The organism is Methylobacter sp. (assembly GCF_036845245.1).
Lineage (GTDB): Bacteria > Pseudomonadota > Gammaproteobacteria > Methylococcales > Methylomonadaceae > Methylobacter_A.
The window spans coordinates 1-17,612 of record NZ_DAIUEH010000080.1 but is presented as its reverse complement, the minus strand read 5'-3'; the positions used below and the strand labels follow the sequence as shown (position 1 = coordinate 17,612).

The following is a 17,612-nucleotide window of genomic DNA, read 5'->3' as shown; positions in this document are numbered from 1 at the left end:
CTTTATCCATTCCAGAATAATACGCCTTTTGGGGGGCGAGTGCGTAACATCAGTTCATAAGTGTAACGCCTCAGCAGAATTTGCAATAATTAACTTAAAAGATCAAGAACTCCAAGGTTTTGCACAGGATGTAACAGCCTTCTGAGTCATCGCACCGGTAATAATGATCCGATAACGACTGCTCGGAGGCCCGACGTTCCAACATGCAAGGCGTAATCCAAAGACTGAATGATTAATATAAACAGCATGACAGGCAAGCTCACACTTTTCAAGGCTGCTGTTATCAGCGAAAAAGATGTAGCCGGGAACATTGAAACATAAAACGCTTACAGGATACGGCATAAGCTAGAGGACAGACGCCAAACAGGTGCCTATCAATCACATCAATCGGGAAAAATATCCCCGGAACGAAACTATCTAGTCGTACCGCCTACCTCCGTGTAGACGCTCCGGGGAAAAGGCGCAACCATATTTATACAGAGACCCCGGCTTTAGGATAGAGCGTTCAATGCCTTCATTCAATAAGTAGCGTTACCTAGTGGTATCCCCGTAATAGCGCTAAAAACAACAAGCCGCACCCAACATAGCGCTGCCGATACAAGTCTTCAGTTAGACAATCTCATTACCTGCTTTATCGAGAACAAATCAATAATTACTGGCAATCGTTGCCTAAAAAATGTAAAACACCCATTCTTAATAAAAACTTAATACTGCATTGGCGTTTACCTGGACTGAAGACATCTCGACACCATTGTAAGTAACTTTAGAATAAATAAGTTTAATACTCCACCGAACATGACCGACTCCAACACATCCATGATTATGAATGACAGGGAAATTGCCGAACGTCTTGCGTTTTTACGACTGAGCCCGCGTGACATCGATTTGCTAAAAGCGCTGCATAGCTCATTAGAAGGCCGTCATGCCGCATTTATTGATGATTTCTATATACAATTACAAAACTTTGACACGACCCGTAATTTATTGACCGATCCGGTTCTGGTCGAGCGCCTGAAATGCAAACAGGAAGCCTATTTCGATCGCCTGATCGCTGGTAATTACGATCTTGATTATACAAAAGACCGCATCAACATCGGCGTAACCCATCACCGTATCGGACTTAAGCCACAATGGTATCTCGGCGCTTATCATTATTACCTGGCTTGGCTGTTACCTGAAATCCAGCAACAACTGGCAAACGATCAAAACGCCTGCACCGATACCATGCAGGCAGTAATCAAGGTTATTTTGTTCGATATAGAACTGGCTGTTGACGCTTATTTTCATGCCGATCATGAAATGTTGAGACTGCTGGCTCAAGTTTTTCAAAGCAATATCGAAGGCGTCATTATTACCGACATCCGCAGGCAAATACTCCACGTTAACAACAAAGTGGCCGCCATTGCCGGTTACCGTAATGAAGACCTGATTGGCCAGCCTATCACCTTGCTGTTACCCGCTCAAGAACGGGAAACCTTTATCAGCCATTGGCAAGACATTAAGCAGGGCGAACCGTGGCAAGGCGAAAGCTTGCTACAACATAGCCAGGGCAATCTTTTTCCCGCCTGGATCAATATCAGCGGCGTCAAGGACGAAACCGGCACCGTCACTCATTTTATCGTTGAGTTTTCCGACATCAGCGCTTACCGCACGGCCCAGGAAGCCTTGTCGCAACGCACCGAAGAGTTGGCGCGTTCCAATAAAGAGCTGGAGCAGTTTGCTTATGTCGCATCCCACGATCTACAAGAGCCGTTGCGCATGGTGGCCAGCTTCACCCAACTGTTGTCACGGCGTTACCGGGGCAAACTGGATTCCGATGCGGACGAATTCATCCATTACGCGGTCGACGGCGCAACCCGGATGCAAACGCTTATTAACGACTTACTCGCTTATTCCCGGATTGGTTCGCGTAACAAACCGTTTGAACCGGTGAATCTCAATTCAGTTTTGCAACGAGCTCTAGCCAATCTGCATGTAGCGATTGAGGAAAGCCATGCCAAGATTGTCTACGACGAGTTACCAAACACACATGGCGATCTTACTCAACTGACTCAATTATTTCAGAATCTGATTGGCAATGCGGTCAAGTTTCGCGGCGAACTGCCCCCTGAAATCGGCATTAAAGCCTCTGATGCGGATAAATGCTGGCGCATTGAGATTCAAGACAACGGGATAGGCATCGCACCTGAATTTTTCGATCGGATTTTTGTTATTTTTCAGCGCCTGCATAATAAGGAAGATTACCCCGGAACCGGTATCGGTCTTTCTATTTGCAAAAAAATCATCGAGCGTCATGGCGGACAAATCGAGGTTAAATCAGATCGAGGTCAAGGCGCTACGTTTATTTTCACTTTACTTAAAACCCTAACCGAGGAAACTAACTGATGAGCATAGAAAACATAGGCCGTGTCGCCGAATTTTTGCTGGTGGAAGATAATCCGGGCGATGTTCGTTTAACCTGCGAAGCACTGACCGAAAGCAAAGTAAAAAACAATCTGAGCATAGTCGGTGACGGCATGGAAGCAATGGCCTTTCTGCACAGGGAAGGAAAATACGCGGACGCGCCGCGCCCTGATGTGATCCTGCTCGATCTCAATTTGCCGAAAAAAAACGGGCTTGAGGTGTTGGCGGAAATCAAAGCCGATTCGAATTTGAAGCGCATTCCCGTGGTTATCATTACCTCCTCAGAAGCCGAGCAGGATGTCCTTAAAACCTACGATTTACACGTCAATTGTTACGTCAACAAGCCTGTCGACCTGGAGCAATTTATCAAAGTCGTTCAATCAATCGAAACTTTTTGGCTGACGATCGTCAAGCTGCCTTCGGAAATCATGGATTAAACTATGAGTCCGACCATAGCGAAAATCTTGTTGATTGAAGACAATCCAGGTGATGCCAAATTAGTTGAAGTTTTGCTGGAAACCAACAATAACGCCAATAAGCACTTCGAATTAATCCGTGTCGGTTTACTCAGCGAGGCTTTACCGGTTTTGGAACAAGGCGGTATTTCAGCGATATTGCTTGATCTCGGTCTGCCTGACGGTAACGGGTTAGACAGTCTTACTCAAATATATACGGCAGCCCTGACAATTCCGATAGTGGTGTTAAGCGCAGAAGAAGATGAGTTGCTCGCGATACAATCGGTTCAATTGGGTGCGCAGGATTTTTTAGTCAAAAACGGCATTTCGGAATTGGTATTGCGGCGCTCTTTATATTACGCGATAGAACGAAAGACCTTATTGGAACAACTGCAATATCTGGCTCATTACGATGTCCTGACCGGGTTGGCTAACCGTAAATTATTCTATGACCGGCTCAAGCAAGACATTGGCGGCGCGCGCCGTTCCAAAAAATCGTTGGCTTTAATTTTTCTCGATCTGAACGATTTCAAGTTGATCAATGACTCGTTAGGTCATCGTAGCGGCGATGATTTGCTCAAGGAAGTAGCGAAACGCTTGCAAAATTGCATTCGTACCAGCGATTGCGCGGCACGTATGGGCGGCGATGAATTCACCCTTATTTTAAACAATTTAAACAATGCCGAGGATGCTGCGTTAATCGCCGATAAAATCTTACACATTTTAGCCGAACCGTTGCTCTTAAATGGCCAGCAAATCACAGCTCACGCCAGCTTGGGTATCGCCATTTATCCTGACGACTGCACTGACATTGAATCGCTCATCGGTGCTGCCGATGCCGCCATGTATCAAGCCAAGGAAGCCGGCCATGAAAAAAAAGGAGGCTTCCGTTTCTTCTCCGCGGCCATGGGTGCAAAAATCCAGCGCAATACGGATAAAATCGAGCGATTAAACGCAGCCTTCGAACGTGATGAATTTGAGCTGCATTATCAACCCACCGTAGATGTCCGTAGCGGTATGATTGTCGGTATGGAAGCCTTGTTGCGCTGGCGGCATCCCGAGCAGGGCTTATTGACGCCGGCAAAATTTATGACTGACCTGGAAAATAGCGGCCTTATTGTTCAGGTAGGCAATTGGGTAATACAGCAGGCCTGCGCTCAAAGTAAATCCTGGCAACAGCAAGGCTTGGCGACTTTAGCGATATCAGTCAATATTTCGGCCCGGCAGTTTCGTCAAAGCGGCTTTGTTGACAGCGTGGTCAATGCTCTAGAAGAAAATGATGTATCCCCTTCCCTGTTGGAGCTGGAATTTCATGAAGCAACCCTTTGGGAAGATGACGAGTATTCTGTTCAGGAACTTAACCGGCTCTCTCAAATGGGCATAAAACTGTCTTTAGACAATTTCGGTAACGATATGATTTCTTTTAAATCGTTGAGCAAGTTCCCAATACACGCTATCAAAATCGATCAATCGCTGATTCAGCAGGATTCGCTCCATTCAAGTGAAGCGGTTATCGCCAAAGCGGCCATTGAAATAGCGCGCATCTTTCATATCAAAGGCTTGGCTACCGGCGTCGAGAACGAGGCGCAGCTCGAAATGGTTCGTCATATCGCCTGCGATGACGCTCAAGGCTATTTATACGGTCGGCCATTACCCGTGGATGAGGCGGGCGAATTAATCGCACGATGCGCCACTCTGCATCCACAATAAGGAGCAGTGATAAGGCCTGTGTACCCTATGCTTCAACAGCTCATCTTCCAATCATAGAAAAGTAGTGAACATGAATATCCTGCTCATAGAAGACCATAAACCCGATGCTGTGCTGCTACGCGAACTATTAACCGAAAACACGAGGCAGACTTTCCGTTTAACTCATGCCGAACGCTTGGAAAGCGGTTTAGCTTGGCTAAAACAACAACATTTCGATGTTGCTTTACTGGATTTATCCTTACCGGACGCCTTTGGCGAGGATTCTTTTTGGCGTTTACACCAACAAGCACCTAACTTGCCTATTATAGTTTTGACCGGTTTCGACGATGAAGACTTGGCGATAAAACTGGCACAGGCCGGTGCTCAGGATTATCTGGTTAAAAGCGACCTAAATAGCGGAATATTAAACCGTAGCATACACTATGCAATCGAACGCAAACGAGTAGAAGAAAAATTACGCCTTGCCGCAACGGTATTCGAGAACACCTTGGAAGGTATTTTAATAACCGACGCCAAAACAAACATTATCAGTGTCAATCAGGCTTTATGCTCGATTACCGGTTATTCTGCCGAAGAAATCATCGGTAATACACCCAATATCATAAAATCAGAGCGGCACAGTCATGCCTTTTTCCGCCAACTATGGGACATTCTGAATAAAGCCGGCCAATGGCGTGGTGAAATATGGAACCGCCGCAAGAACGGGGAAATTTTTCCGACTTGGGTCAATATCAGTGCAGTGCCTGACAGAGCGGCCTCCGCAATTGCCCCGGGCGTTACTCTACCTCCTGAATCCATGCAGTCGAATAATATCAGTCACTATGTAGCAGTCTTCACTGAAATCACCGAACTTAAGCTGTCGGAAGAGCGGCTCAACTATTTGGCCCATCACGACCCGTTGACCGGATTGCCCAACCGCCTGCTGTTTCATGATCGTCTGGAACAGGCCGTTTTGCAGGCACAACGAAACAAATGCATGGTTGCCGTTATGTTCCTGGATCTTGACCGGTTTAAAGCAATCAATGATACCTTGGGGCATGTGATCGGTGATGAACTGCTGGTCGCTGTAGCCGAACGGCTCAAACGTTGCGCACGTGAAATCGATACCATCGCCCGTTTGGGCGGTGACGAATTTGCCGTGATCATTACCCAGATAACTCAGGAAGAAGATGTCGGACAGATTGCCAAGAAAATCATCCAGACCTTGTCTTCCGTTTATTCCGTGGGTGGCTATGAAGTGTTTATCACCGCCAGCATCGGCATTAACCTGTATCCCGGCATCGACAATGACCGGGGAAAACTTCTGGAAAACGCCGATGTTGCGATGTATCACGCTAAACAATATGGGCGTAACAACTTTAAATTCTACTCGGCGGACATGAATGCAGTCGCTTTCGAGCGCTTGATGCTGGAAACCAATTTACGTCGCGCCCTGGACCGTCAGGAATTCAGGCTTTATTATCAGCCCCAGATTGACATGCAAAGCGGCATAGTCAACGGGGTTGAAGCGCTGATACGATGGCAGCACCCCGATCTTGGCCTAGTGTCGCCGCTTGAGTTTATCCCTTTACTGGAAGAAACCGGGCTGATTATACCGGTGGGTGAATGGGTGATCCGGACCGCTTGTAAGCAAATCAGGGAATGGTTGGATGCCGAATTTCCTCCATTGACTATGGCAGTCAATTTATCGGCAAGGCAATTCCGTCAACCGAACCTGATTGAAATGATCGAGCAAATGCTGCTTGAGTTTAATATTCCGCCCGAGCTGCTGGAACTTGAACTCACTGAAAGCGTAATGATGGATAATATGGAAGAAACCGTCGAAACCCTGAAAAAATTAAAGCTCTTGGGGCTAAAAATAGCCATTGACGATTTCGGTACCGGTGTCTCGTCGTTAGGTTATTTGAAACACTTTCCTATCGATACGCTGAAAATAAGCCATGACTTTGTCTTAAACTTGCCGATGGACTCCGCCGATGCCTCCATCGCCAGCGCCGTTATCGGCTTGGCCCGGAACATGCGGCTTAGTAGCGTTGCCGAAGGCGTGGAAAATCAGGGGCAAATGGATTTTCTGCGCGATCAGGATTGCGAACGGATACAAGGTTTTTTGTTTAGCCGCCCGATCCCGTCTGATCAAATGACAACCTTGCTAATGAACTGGCAAGCCATGGCGGTTAAGTAATTCATAATAACCTCCACTTCTTACTTACCTCCATAGAGTCATATGAAAAAAATTCCTATCGGTATCAGCAGTTGTTTATTAGGTCAAAATGTTCGTTATGATGGAGGGCACAAACGGGATTCTTATATCACCGGCACCTTGACGGAATATTTTGATTTCCACCCCTTTTGCCCCGAAGTAGAAATTGGCCTGGGTACGCCTCGACCAACCATTCACTTGGTAAAAATCGATAATGTAATACATTGTGTAGGTATTAAAGAGCCTGAAATGGATGTAACCGAGCGCTTACGCAGCCGTGCTGAATATCAAAAAGATTTACACGCTGACTTGTGCGGTTACATTTTGAAAAAAGATTCGCCCAGTTGCGGCATGGAGAGGGTCAAGGTTTATGTCGGAGGTCAACCGCATAAAGACGGCATCGGCATTTACGCTGAAGAAATGATGCGTCATAATCCGTTGCTGCCGGTAGAAGAGGAAGGCCGCCTTGGCGATCCCGGACTTCGTGAAAATTTTATCCAGCGCGTTTATGTTCTCTACCGTTGGAAGTTAATGCTGGCAGAAGGATTAACGCTAAGCAGCCTGACTCATTTTCATGCGCGTCATAAGTTGATCATCATGAGTCATGCAGACTATGCAGAGCTGGGACAGTTATTAGCCGGACTGACCAAAGCCAACCTTTCAGACGTTGCAGAGCAATACATTTTGCAGCTGATGACTACCCTTAAAAAAGTCGCGACCCGCAAAAATCATGTCAACGTCTTGCAGCATATTCAAGGCTATTTAAAAAAGACGTTAAGCGCCGACGATAAAGCCGAACTTTGTGAAGTGATTGAAAATTACCGCAACGGCTACGTTCCATTGATTGTGCCTTTAACTTTGCTTAAACATCATTTTCGTAAAACGCCAGATCCGTATATAGAAGAGTCCTATTACATGTCGCCTTATCCGCAAGAACTGCAACTCATTAATCAATTATAAGCGTGGCAAAAATCTTAATTGTCGGCTGCGGCACGATAGGTTCTGAACTTGCGGGGGTTTTATCGGCTCAAGGCCATGATGTGACCGGGCTAAAACGCAAGCCGCCTTTATCCGTTCCCGGCCCGGTTAGCTATGTCGCTGCCGATATAAGCTCATCCGCTAGTCTGGCAAATTTGGACACCGACTTTACCCAGGCGTTTTTCATCGTTTCGCCCGATCAGCGCAATGAACAAAGCTACCGCGCTGTTTATGAAAGCGGCTTGAGCAACCTGCTAGAGTGGCTCCCGGAAACGCCTTGGCTAATGGTGTCATCCACCAGCGTTTACGGACAGTCGCAAGGCGAATGGGTCGATGAAGATTCCATTTCAGACCCTGCCAATATTACTAGTCGCTTGATCAGACAAGCCGAACAAAAATTGATCGGTTCGAACCCAGCCAATATCGTGGTGCGCTTTTCCGGCATTTACGGGCCGGGCCGGGAATCCCTGTTAAGACTGGCGATGCAAGCACCGGCGATACAGCAAACCCCGACTTATTTTACCAACCGGATACATCAGCAGGATTGTGTTGGTACTTTATCTTTCTTACTTAAAAGGCGATTGGCGGGCGATGAACTAGCTCAATGCTATTTGGCCAATGATGACGATCCTGCACCGATGTGGGAAGTAATGTCCTGGCTGGCAGATCGTTTGCATTGCGAACCACCGACGGTTAAAGCAACCGATGCTGATACCGGAATGAATAAACGCTGTAATAATGCCCGATTAAAAGCGTTGGGTTATCAGTTTCGCTACCCGAGCTATAAAGACGGCTATTTAGAATTAATCCGCACACGAGGATAGTTTTTTCACCACGAAAGACACGAAGTTTTACGTTATTGTGGGCGCGAATAAATTCGCGCCCACCACATTTCATCCATCCCTTCGTGGTGTTCTTTTGATTGACGCCCTCACCCACCGGAAAAATTCGGGTAATCGGTATAACCTCTTTCATCGCCGCCATAAAAAGTCGCCTGATCCGGCGTATTCAGCGACAGGTTTTTAGCGAAGCGCACAGGCAAATCCGGATTAGCAATAAACAACTTACCGTAGGCGACCAGGTCGGCATTCCCCTGTTCAATCGCCCGGTCGCCGCTTTCCAGGTCATAGCCGTTATTAGCCATGTAGAAACCGGCAAAACAGTTCCTTAACTCAACATAATCCACATGGCGCTCACCGGTGACCATGTCGCCTTCCAGAACATGCAGATAGGCCAGTGGATACTCGGATAATTTTTTGGCTATCGCGTTAAAAGTCTGTTGCGGCTGACTGTCTTTAATATCGTTAAAACTGTTTTCCGGCGATACTCGTACGCCGACACGATGGGCGCCCCAAACCACAATGGTTTGTTCAACCACTTCAACCAACAAGCGCATCCGATTCGCAACATCGCCGCCGTAATCGTCTTCGCGCTGGTTGGTACCGTCCCTTAAAAACTGATCCAGCAGATAACCGTTGGCGGCATGAAGCTCCACGCCGTCGAAACCGGCCGCTTTGGCATTTTGTGCTGCTGTTGCATACTCGGCAACAATATCCGGTAACTCATCGAGAGTTAAGGCGCGCGGTGTTTCAAAATCCAGCAAACCCTGATAAGTCATAGCCTGACCGGCGGCTTTCAACGCAGATGGGGCAACCGGCAAGATATGTCCGGGTTGCAGCGATGAGTGGGAGATTCTGCCGGTATGCCAAAGCTGGATAAAAATCCGGCCACCTCTGTCATGAACGGCGTCAGTAACACGCTTCCAACCTTCAATCTGCGCTTGGGAGTGAATGCCCGGCGTTCCGGGATAGCCAACACCGGTAGCCGATATTTGGCTGCCTTCGCTAATAATCAAACCGGCTCCGGCTCGTTGCCGGTAATATTCAACGTTCATATCCTGAGGCACATTACCATCGCCCGCCCTGTTGCGCGTTAAAGGCGCCATGATGATGCGGTTGGCTAATGCCATGTCCCCCAACGATATCGGCGAAAACAGGTTGTTTTTATCACTTGTTACTGATGTCATGATGCCCTCCAATTAGAATAATTAGGATAACAGGTGCAGCGTATCCTTTAAAACTCAGCAACAAATGCTGCAAAAAATTATATTAAATCATCAAACTGTATTTGCCGCATGTTTATAACCGCGTCAAATTTTACAAAGTCGCTTCATTCGGGAGATATTATTGGGTTCACAGCCGCAGAAAATAGGCTCTATCGTTACCCATACCTTTAATTCTGTTGGTAAGAGGCGTTGGGTTGAATTCAGTCGGAGGATGGTTTGATTTGACTGTAATTCAACCGTTAATCTTTACTAACGGTTGAATTAATTATCTAAAATAAAACGGAATAGCCGCATTTAATAGAAAGGCAGATCAGGCGAGGGCGGGTAATTGTAAGCTTTCTTGTTGAGAATCCTCAATGACTGATCTTAAGCACTTACGTGCGCAACTTGCGCAACGACCGCAGTCAACACTTACCCGTAAATCACGGCGTAAATCGCCGAGTGTTTTAGCTCCGTTTCTGGCTGCTTGATGAATCTCGCGATCTGTCACTGCCTGACAAACACATACATACATGAGATAGCTCCTCTAAAATGCAATAGCACGTAATTATTAAGAAGCATTCTCATTTAGTTTTTAGTATCTGTCAAGTCTGACGCTGCGAGACAGGAGTCGAGTAGTCCCCAGAAGCGATAGTGCATGTGTTTTCACGCAGCTTGCGAAGTGAAAATGCAGGCTTTCCGAAATCGCGTCGAGTCATTGGAGAGCATGTGAGCTACCCCTTGTTGGGTAGCGATCGAGTGACCAGGACGGCTGGGGCAGCCGCAGGCATTAGCGGTCGCGTAATTTTTGCCGCTTGTTGGGCTGGGAGGCCCATAAAAGCTTTCGCAAAAATAGCGACTCCCCGGTTAAGATTTAAAAACGTGACATACGTCAAAGCAGTTCGACTATATCAATCGCCGCCGTGTTCTATATGCGATTGTAAGTAATTAGGCAGGCTAACATTCGCTATTAGACTTTGCTGTGTTTCCAACCAGTCTATAGCTTGTTCGCAATGTTCCAGCAACTCTTCCAGTAGATCGCGACTGACGTAGTCTTGTAATTCCTCACATAAAGCCACAGCGTCTATTAGCATAGGCCGCTGAATATTTTTTTCATATTCCAGATCGCCGTTTAAGCATTCAACAACATTCTCTCCGATCAATAGCTTTCCGAGGTTTTGTAGATTGGGCAGTCCTTCCAGGAATAGGATGCGTTCAATGATCTCATCAGCTTCCTTCATGACGCGGATCGATTGTTTATACTGGTAATCGTTAAGCTTTTCGAGACCCCAATGACGAAACATGCGCGCATGCAAAAAATATTGATTGATTGAGGTTAGTTCGTTTTTGAGTATCTTGTTCAGAGTTTCGATTATTTTTATATCGCCTTTCATGTCTGTCTCCTTGTTAGCTTAAATACCCGGTTTCATTTGACTTTGCTGGTAGTTTTCCAGGCCCACGAGGCTGACCAGCCGCAACTGTTGTTCCAGCCAATAGGCATGATCCATCTCGGTATCTTCCAGTTGTATTGCCAACATATCGCGTGTTACATAATCCTGAGCTTTTTCGCAAGCGGCCATGGCTTTTTTGAGCTCTCCGACCACATGATATTCGACTCCCAGATCGGCTTTTAGCATTTCCGGTACTGATCCGCCTATATTCAATGCCTCACGTTTGGACAAATTGGGAGTGCCTTCCAGAAACAGGATACGTTGAATCAAGGCTCGGGCATGCTGTCGTTCATGCTCAGACTCATGCAGGCTTTTTTCTGCCAAATGGTTTAGGCCGAAATCGGAGTACATTTCACCATGGATCAGGTATTGATCGGATGCGCTCAGTTCTCCGGCAAGCAAGCCGTTGAGAATTTCCAGAATATTGTTGTCGCCTTTCATAATAACCTCTTAAAGTGAATCGGACGTGGGCTTATCGATAGCCTGCAGCAAGTTGGTAAACATTCACAGTGATTTTATACCGCCCAGCCTAACCGTCAAATTAATCTTTCCAAGTTGGTTTAGAAATTGCCATTTTCTGGATATGACTCAATGTCTATTTTCGCACCTTATCCAAAGCTGATCTTGTCCGCTTCAATACACACAAGTAAGAACATAATGGTAAACAATGCCCCAAAAAATCAAATACTCCATCCACTCGTAACAAATATACAGCACCATAGAAGGAATAGGCATTGGTACATGTCAATCCATATAAATTTTTTCCAAATATCAACACAACATTTATCAGAGCAGTTGAAAGTTAATATATTGATAGTCATACTAATATAGTTTTTAGCCGAAAAATAAAAACGCTAGAGACAGGCAATTTTTGCATTGTGATTAACATTGATTAGGAGGGCGGTATGAAGCTAATAAATGAATCATTACTTGAAATAACCATCGATTTTTTAAAAGAGGTTAGAGAAAATGACGGAATTTGTCTTGTCGGCTTGATAGAGGATCTTGAGAATGTGATGCAATCCCCAAGCGAGTGTACTAATAAACCAGAAGAACCGCGCAAGCGCAGAATAAGTGATCAGGATGATTAGTGATAACAGAAATGCATTGTATATCAGGCAGTGTTGATGCCCGTTGAAAATTGACCTGCTTCATGGCCTGATTCCAGATTTAGATTGGACAGCGAACTGACAAGATCTTTCCTACGAATTGATCAGTTTTATGAATGTACGATTGATAATTTTGCACTCATAAAATGCAGGCAGAGTTCCTATCATCCGAACCATGATTTTATCGTGATCCAGCTGTTTAATAGATTATACGCCCACACACATCGTGTTAAACAGAATAATTAAGAAGCCTTACCCATAACATCGGGTAACTAGCGGTATCGAAATTTCGGTTGCAGTTAAAGAATATCTAAGCGAAAAAAGAAAACTTTCAAGGCAATTACACCTTGAAAGTCTTCAAGTTACTCTTTGGAAAAACAATTTGATTGAATGAATCAGTCGCATAATCATTGGCCGGATTAACTCATTTACGGTTTAAGTTGACGTTACTGGCAATAGCCGCCGATGCGAATAGTGTGGATGAAATGATGAATTCGCCCGAAATAAAGCCAAGCAGCCCGGTTACAAATACCGTCCCAGTTAAAATATCTTTTTGAAGGTCGCTCATGATAAAGTCCTCGTATGAAGTTGAAAGTTCTATAAATTACAGCTCAACTATACTGGCTGTATTTATTATTGACAAGAATACTATGGACATATGGATTGTTTCCTGATTGAGCACAATAGACTCACAAACTATTCATATAAGCTAAGTAATGAATATCAATTAGCCCATCTTCTGGAGATTTCTTTTTTATTTGACACAAACCAACGCCCGCCAATATGAAATGTAGTCCTGAGTTATAAGCTTATATTTTCCTCATTCCTGATCCTCTCTATGAACGGGACAATGTCAATTTCCAAGGTAAGTTCTAAACTCAAACTTATAAACCGGTTTTGGCAATTTTTTAATATCCTATATTGAATCTCGATAAAGGGAGGAGAGAATCATGGGACCTTATTACCGAAACACGTCACAAGGACTGGGTAACTTTTTTGAGATATTTTATATATTGTTGATTATAGGGGCAGGCGCCGTCGGCGCCTGCCTCTTTATTTAGCGTAGAAAGAAATCGGAGGAACAATCAGGTTTATGATCTTTATCTAACACCCACCAACTCCCGCCAATCTCGTTTAGCATGGTGAAATTCGGTCGGCTTTCGGTTTGTCATGATTTATCAAAAGAAGCTAACGCACATTTTTATTTGCCCCAAATAATCAATTTATTCCTCAAACGCGAGGTGTAACAGCCATGATGCATAAATTTGAGTGCGGCTGTAACCGCAATATAACGCCAGGTCAGCTTTTCATTCATTATTTGTACACGGTAATGAACATGAAGATTAATAAGCTATATGAGACTAGCCAAAATAACAGCCTAAATTGTACTGACTTACTGTTTATTAATTATAGAATTACGTGCAATATAACCGAGTGCTTATACTACATAGTTAAATAAATACTTAACGGGTTTTTCGGCAGTCTCGTCTATCGCCCTTAATCGTAAAATCAAAACGCATTCAGAAAAAAAGGAAAACCGATGAGAATTCTATCGCTGTTCGCTTTAATCATAATAGCTGCACAAGCTACAGCCTCCACCGCCCTACCCGTTAAAGAAGTAACGACAGGCGTGTATGTACATTTTGGCAAACATCAATTTCCAGATAGTAAAAACCACGGCGAAATCGCCAACCTTGGTTTTATTGTCGGGCAAAAATGCGTCGCCGTCATTGACAGCGGTGGTAATCCGCAGCAAGGCTTAGCTTTAAAACAAGCCATTATTGAAACCACGCAAACACCGATTTGCTATGTGATTAACACGCATGTCCATCCCGATCATATTTACGGCAATAATGCTTTCAAAGCGGCTGGGGTTAAATTCGTCGGTCATCATAAATTAGCTAGCGCAATGACAACACGTGGCTCGTATTATTTAGATAAAGCCGCTGAACAATTAGATACCAAACTGACTACTGCTGATTTAATTCTGCCTGATATAGAAGTTAAAGACAGTTTAAAACTGGATTTAGGCGAACGGGTTTTAACCTTAAAAGCCCATCCTACCGCGCATACCGATAACGATTTGAGTATATATGATGAAAAAACCAATACGATGTGGCTGTCGGATTTACTATTTACCGAGCATCTGCCAACGTTGGATGGCAATTTAAAAGGTTGGCTGTCGGAAATTGCGAAACTGGAAAAACAAGCTTTTAGTTATGTGATTCCAGGGCATGGTGACTTAGTAACGGATTGGCCCCAAAGCATACAAGCGGAAAAACATTATTTAACCTTGTTACTGACTGAAATTCGCGCCGCAATTAAAAAAGGTAAATATTTAGAAGATGCGGTGAAAACAGTCGGTTATTCCGAGAAAAATAACTGGGCTTTATTTGATGAATATCATCGCAAAAATGTTACTACTGCTTTTGCTCAATTAGAATGGGAAGACGACTATCCGGCTGATAAAAAATAACCTGGATTAATTTTTATCAGCTCGCAAAATAAATAATCGCGCAAAACTAAACCAAAACAGGAAAATACTATGAAATACATAAAACTATTGCCCGCAATCTTCATAACTACGCTATTACCGATTGCCGCCATTGCTGCTGAAAATGAAAATATTTGGAATAACATTTTAAAATCCGAATTCTTTGCTAAACAAGCGCTTGAAGAATCCGATAAAGTCATTGAACTGGAAACTCCTGTACGTGCTGAAGACCCAGCTTTAGTGCCGATTAAAATCACCAGCAAGATTAACCAGACAAAAGAACACTACATCAAAAAAATCCTGGTGTTAGTCGATAATAACCCGTTTCCCTATGTCGGTGAATTTGAGTTTACCCCCGAAAGCGGCAAAGCCGATATTGCTATACGGATACGGGTCAACACTAACAGCTATATCCGCGCTGTTGCCCAAATGAATGACGACACGTTGACGATGGCTAAAAAATTCGTCAAAGCCAGCGGCGGTTGTTCCGCTCCGGCCGACCCAAATACAGATGAAACCATGAGTCGCTTAGGTAAAATGAAATTTAGATTGGATGACAAAGTTAAGGTTGGCGAGCCAAACTTAGCGCAATTACTCATTAGCCATCCTAATACTACCGGCATGCAAATGGATCAAGTGACGCGTTTTATAAAAAAATCGCATTTTGTTAAACAAGTTAAAGTCTCATTTAATGATAAACCCATTTTAACTGCGAAAACCGATATTGCTATTAGCTCAGATCCTAATTTCAGATTCTATTTCGTGCCGGAAAAAGCAGGCGAATTAAAAGCCGAGATTATCGATACATCTTGCGAAACGCCAACCAGTAGAAAAGTTTGCACTCAAGGTAATACTTATACTGAAACTTTTAAAATTCAGCCGTAATTTTAAAAATATGCACCGCAAGTGATATATGTTTTCCACACAGCCCCTGTAACCGTTTTTACAATATCGTCATTAAGAATGTAAAAGAGCTTCCAATTTTTCCGATATTCGACGCCCAGCTTGTCAACCAAGTAATTGACGATCATTACCGGCAAATTTTAGAAGCTGTTCACCTATCTGAAACGGCATTCTCTTACCGACTCACTTAATTATTAGTCGGTAAACCTGCTCCCGTATTTGACTAAGTCCGCGTTCCTTGAAGTGCAGCTCCTGTTCTATCACATCTTCATCAGCCAGCAATTCAACATCGCACCAAGAGTAATAAAGCTTTTCGACTTCTTCAGTCTGCACGCTGAAGGGTGGCCCTGGCATTTCATGCTGCGGATAGTCGAAAGCCACTAGCAGGATTCTCACACCTGCCGTCAGTAAAACAGACATGTGCAACACATAATCAATGCGTATTTCATATGGCAACGCCACCAGAGATGCGCGATCATAGACAGCGTCGATCTTGCCCAGATCAGCAGGCCGCAAAGCAAAAAAATCGCCACAGAAAATTTGCAACCCATCAATTTCACTGACCACAAAATCGCCTTGATGGCGTAGGGTCGGTTGCAAACCGTTATCTGAAAAAAACGCTTCTACCGCCAGTGGACTTAACTCTACGCCAACCACCTGATAACCCTGAGCCAGCAACCACAGCATATCGTTACTCTTGCCGCACATTGGCACGAATACCCGGCTATTAGGTTCTACCCTTAACTTCGACCATTGTTGTTGTAAATGGCGGTTGATTTCATCACTATGAAAACCGATCTGATTCTGCTGCCAACGTTGATGCCAAAATTCATGCTGCACGGTATGCTCCTGTTGTTTAGATTTTTTGTGAGTGGCCATAAGGCCAACGTAAGTTTAATTGTGACATATATTGCAGAACAGCATGAGCAGTGTCCGGGTGATAGGCAATCATGTAAAGATTAAGGCCATGCCCAAAAATCAAAAATGATTTCATACAAACTTATTTTGGATAGCTGTGTTGAAATGGTTCTGTAACCACCTGAAAATAGAATTTTTTCTCATATTTAGAGTGTGAGTGAAGCTTTAGATTTATTTCTGCACTAAAGCGCCATTAGTATCCTAACCTATCGACAGAATCCGAATGCCATAAGGCTGTGTGTGGAACCGTACAGACTACCTGAAGCGGGAGGACTTATATAGACAGTGCCAGATCTTACTAGGCAATCGTTTCCTTGAAACCCGTTCTTAGAAGGAGTTCTACCATGCGTAAATTAGTTACGGGATTTATTTTAATCATGGCTTTACCCATCGTTGGTAAGGCGCAAGCACCCAATGACGTTCAAAGTCCGAAGATAGCTCAGAGTCAGTCTCCTGAAGCCATACCACCGGACTCCAACCCTCCGAAGACCTCGCAGGAGAATAATGCCGACACTGTCGACACAGAAAGTGATGCTTTCAAAATCTGCTTGCGTGCCACTCAGCGCTTCGAACAACAAGAAAGGGCTAAAGGCAACAAAAAAGCTGGGGAAGCGCCTATATCTGCCTCGTGCAAAACGGAACTGAAACCCGCACCTTATTGGCTTTGCATGGACAAAGAAGCCAGTGCGGAAGTGGATTTTAATACCGCCCATTGGCGTTGTACGAAACAAACCAAGATATTGAATTAAGTTGCCGCTTCTCATTGATGCGTCAACACTTTTCCGGACACACGGTTAACAGCTTTGCGCTGCAATTCATAGTCAACCGGCGATAGATAGTCATTGGCGGAATAGAGGCATTCGCGGTTGTTAGAGACTTCAATATACTCAACACTGGAAAACGGTCGGGTAGAGACAGCGCATTACTGCGCCGTCTCCCCCTAAGAA

General features: G+C 44.6%; 16 protein-coding genes. 10 read left to right on the top strand and 6 right to left on the bottom strand.

Going from position 1 to position 17,612, the window contains the following annotated elements; translation table 11 throughout:
- Positions 1-795: 795 nt before the first annotated feature.
- From V7051_RS23070 to V7051_RS23045, 6 genes are all read left to right on the top strand, one after another.
- Complete coding sequence (locus tag V7051_RS23070; RefSeq protein ID WP_333879110.1) at positions 796-2,385, top strand: sensor histidine kinase; 1,590 nt, start codon at positions 796-798, stop codon at positions 2,383-2,385.
- Complete coding sequence (locus V7051_RS23065) at positions 2,385-2,840, top strand: response regulator (protein WP_333879112.1); 456 nt, start codon at positions 2,385-2,387, stop codon at positions 2,838-2,840. The genes V7051_RS23070 and V7051_RS23065 overlap by 1 nt, the downstream gene beginning before the upstream one ends.
- Positions 2,841-2,843: 3 nt before the next feature.
- The gene (locus V7051_RS23060; RefSeq protein WP_333879114.1) at positions 2,844-4,568 is read left to right on the top strand and encodes a two-component system response regulator; all 1,725 of its coding nucleotides are present in this window, start codon (positions 2,844-2,846) and stop codon (positions 4,566-4,568) included.
- A gap of 70 nt (positions 4,569-4,638) precedes the next feature.
- On the top strand, positions 4,639-6,750 hold the full coding sequence (locus tag V7051_RS23055) for a putative bifunctional diguanylate cyclase/phosphodiesterase (protein ID WP_333879116.1): 2,112 nt from the start codon (positions 4,639-4,641) through the stop codon (positions 6,748-6,750).
- 42 nt (positions 6,751-6,792) lie between these two features.
- Positions 6,793-7,728, top strand: coding sequence for a YbgA family protein (locus V7051_RS23050; RefSeq protein ID WP_333879118.1), 936 nt, complete (start codon positions 6,793-6,795; stop codon positions 7,726-7,728).
- Between the two features lie 2 nt (positions 7,729-7,730).
- Positions 7,731-8,570 carry an NAD-dependent epimerase/dehydratase family protein gene (locus V7051_RS23045; protein ID WP_333879119.1) on the top strand — a complete coding sequence of 280 codons (840 nt, stop codon included), beginning with the start codon at positions 7,731-7,733 and terminating at the stop codon, positions 8,568-8,570.
- A 107-nt stretch (positions 8,571-8,677) separates the two neighbouring features.
- On the opposite strand, the gene V7051_RS23040 is transcribed toward V7051_RS23045, so the two are convergent.
- From V7051_RS23040 to bfr (V7051_RS23025), 4 genes are all read right to left on the bottom strand, one after another.
- Positions 8,678-9,772: an alkene reductase gene (locus V7051_RS23040; RefSeq protein ID WP_333879121.1), complete on the bottom strand. Its 1,095-nt coding sequence runs from the start codon at positions 9,770-9,772 to the stop codon at positions 8,678-8,680.
- Positions 9,773-10,121: 349 nt separating this feature from the next.
- Complete coding sequence (locus tag V7051_RS23035) at positions 10,122-10,325, bottom strand: (2Fe-2S)-binding protein (protein WP_333879123.1); 204 nt, start codon at positions 10,323-10,325, stop codon at positions 10,122-10,124.
- Positions 10,326-10,701: 376 nt separating this feature from the next.
- Entirely contained in the window at positions 10,702-11,184 is a 483-nt protein-coding gene (gene bfr, locus V7051_RS23030) for a bacterioferritin (protein WP_333879125.1), read from the bottom strand.
- A gap of 18 nt (positions 11,185-11,202) precedes the next feature.
- A complete protein-coding gene (bfr, locus tag V7051_RS23025; RefSeq protein WP_333879126.1) occupies positions 11,203-11,682 on the bottom strand; it encodes a bacterioferritin in 480 nt (159 codons plus the stop codon).
- A gap of 464 nt (positions 11,683-12,146) precedes the next feature.
- Between bfr (V7051_RS23025) and V7051_RS23020 the strand changes: the two genes are divergently transcribed.
- Positions 12,147-12,332, top strand: coding sequence for a hypothetical protein (locus V7051_RS23020; protein WP_333879128.1), 186 nt, complete (start codon positions 12,147-12,149; stop codon positions 12,330-12,332).
- 442 nt (positions 12,333-12,774) lie between these two features.
- Here the strand turns inward: V7051_RS23020 and V7051_RS23015 are convergent, their stop codons facing one another.
- Positions 12,775-12,918 carry a hypothetical protein gene (locus tag V7051_RS23015; RefSeq protein ID WP_333879130.1) on the bottom strand — a complete coding sequence of 48 codons (144 nt, stop codon included), beginning with the start codon at positions 12,916-12,918 and terminating at the stop codon, positions 12,775-12,777.
- A 972-nt stretch (positions 12,919-13,890) separates the two neighbouring features.
- Here V7051_RS23015 and V7051_RS23010 point away from each other — a divergent pair.
- Together V7051_RS23010 and V7051_RS23005 are read left to right on the top strand one after the other, a co-directional pair.
- Positions 13,891-14,826 (top strand): quinoprotein relay system zinc metallohydrolase 2, encoded by a 936-nt coding sequence (locus tag V7051_RS23010; RefSeq protein WP_333879132.1) that lies wholly within the window; start codon positions 13,891-13,893, stop codon positions 14,824-14,826.
- A 69-nt stretch (positions 14,827-14,895) separates the two neighbouring features.
- Positions 14,896-15,729: a quinoprotein dehydrogenase-associated SoxYZ-like carrier gene (locus V7051_RS23005; RefSeq protein ID WP_333879134.1), complete on the top strand. Its 834-nt coding sequence runs from the start codon at positions 14,896-14,898 to the stop codon at positions 15,727-15,729.
- Positions 15,730-15,930: 201 nt separating this feature from the next.
- Here V7051_RS23005 and V7051_RS23000 read toward each other — a convergent pair whose 3' ends face one another.
- A complete protein-coding gene (locus V7051_RS23000) occupies positions 15,931-16,626 on the bottom strand; it encodes a thiopurine S-methyltransferase (RefSeq protein WP_333879136.1) in 696 nt (231 codons plus the stop codon).
- Between the two features lie 383 nt (positions 16,627-17,009).
- Between V7051_RS23000 and V7051_RS22995 the strand changes: the two genes are divergently transcribed.
- A complete protein-coding gene (locus V7051_RS22995; RefSeq protein ID WP_333879138.1) occupies positions 17,010-17,414 on the top strand; it encodes a hypothetical protein in 405 nt (134 codons plus the stop codon).
- Positions 17,415-17,612 lie beyond the last annotated feature (198 nt).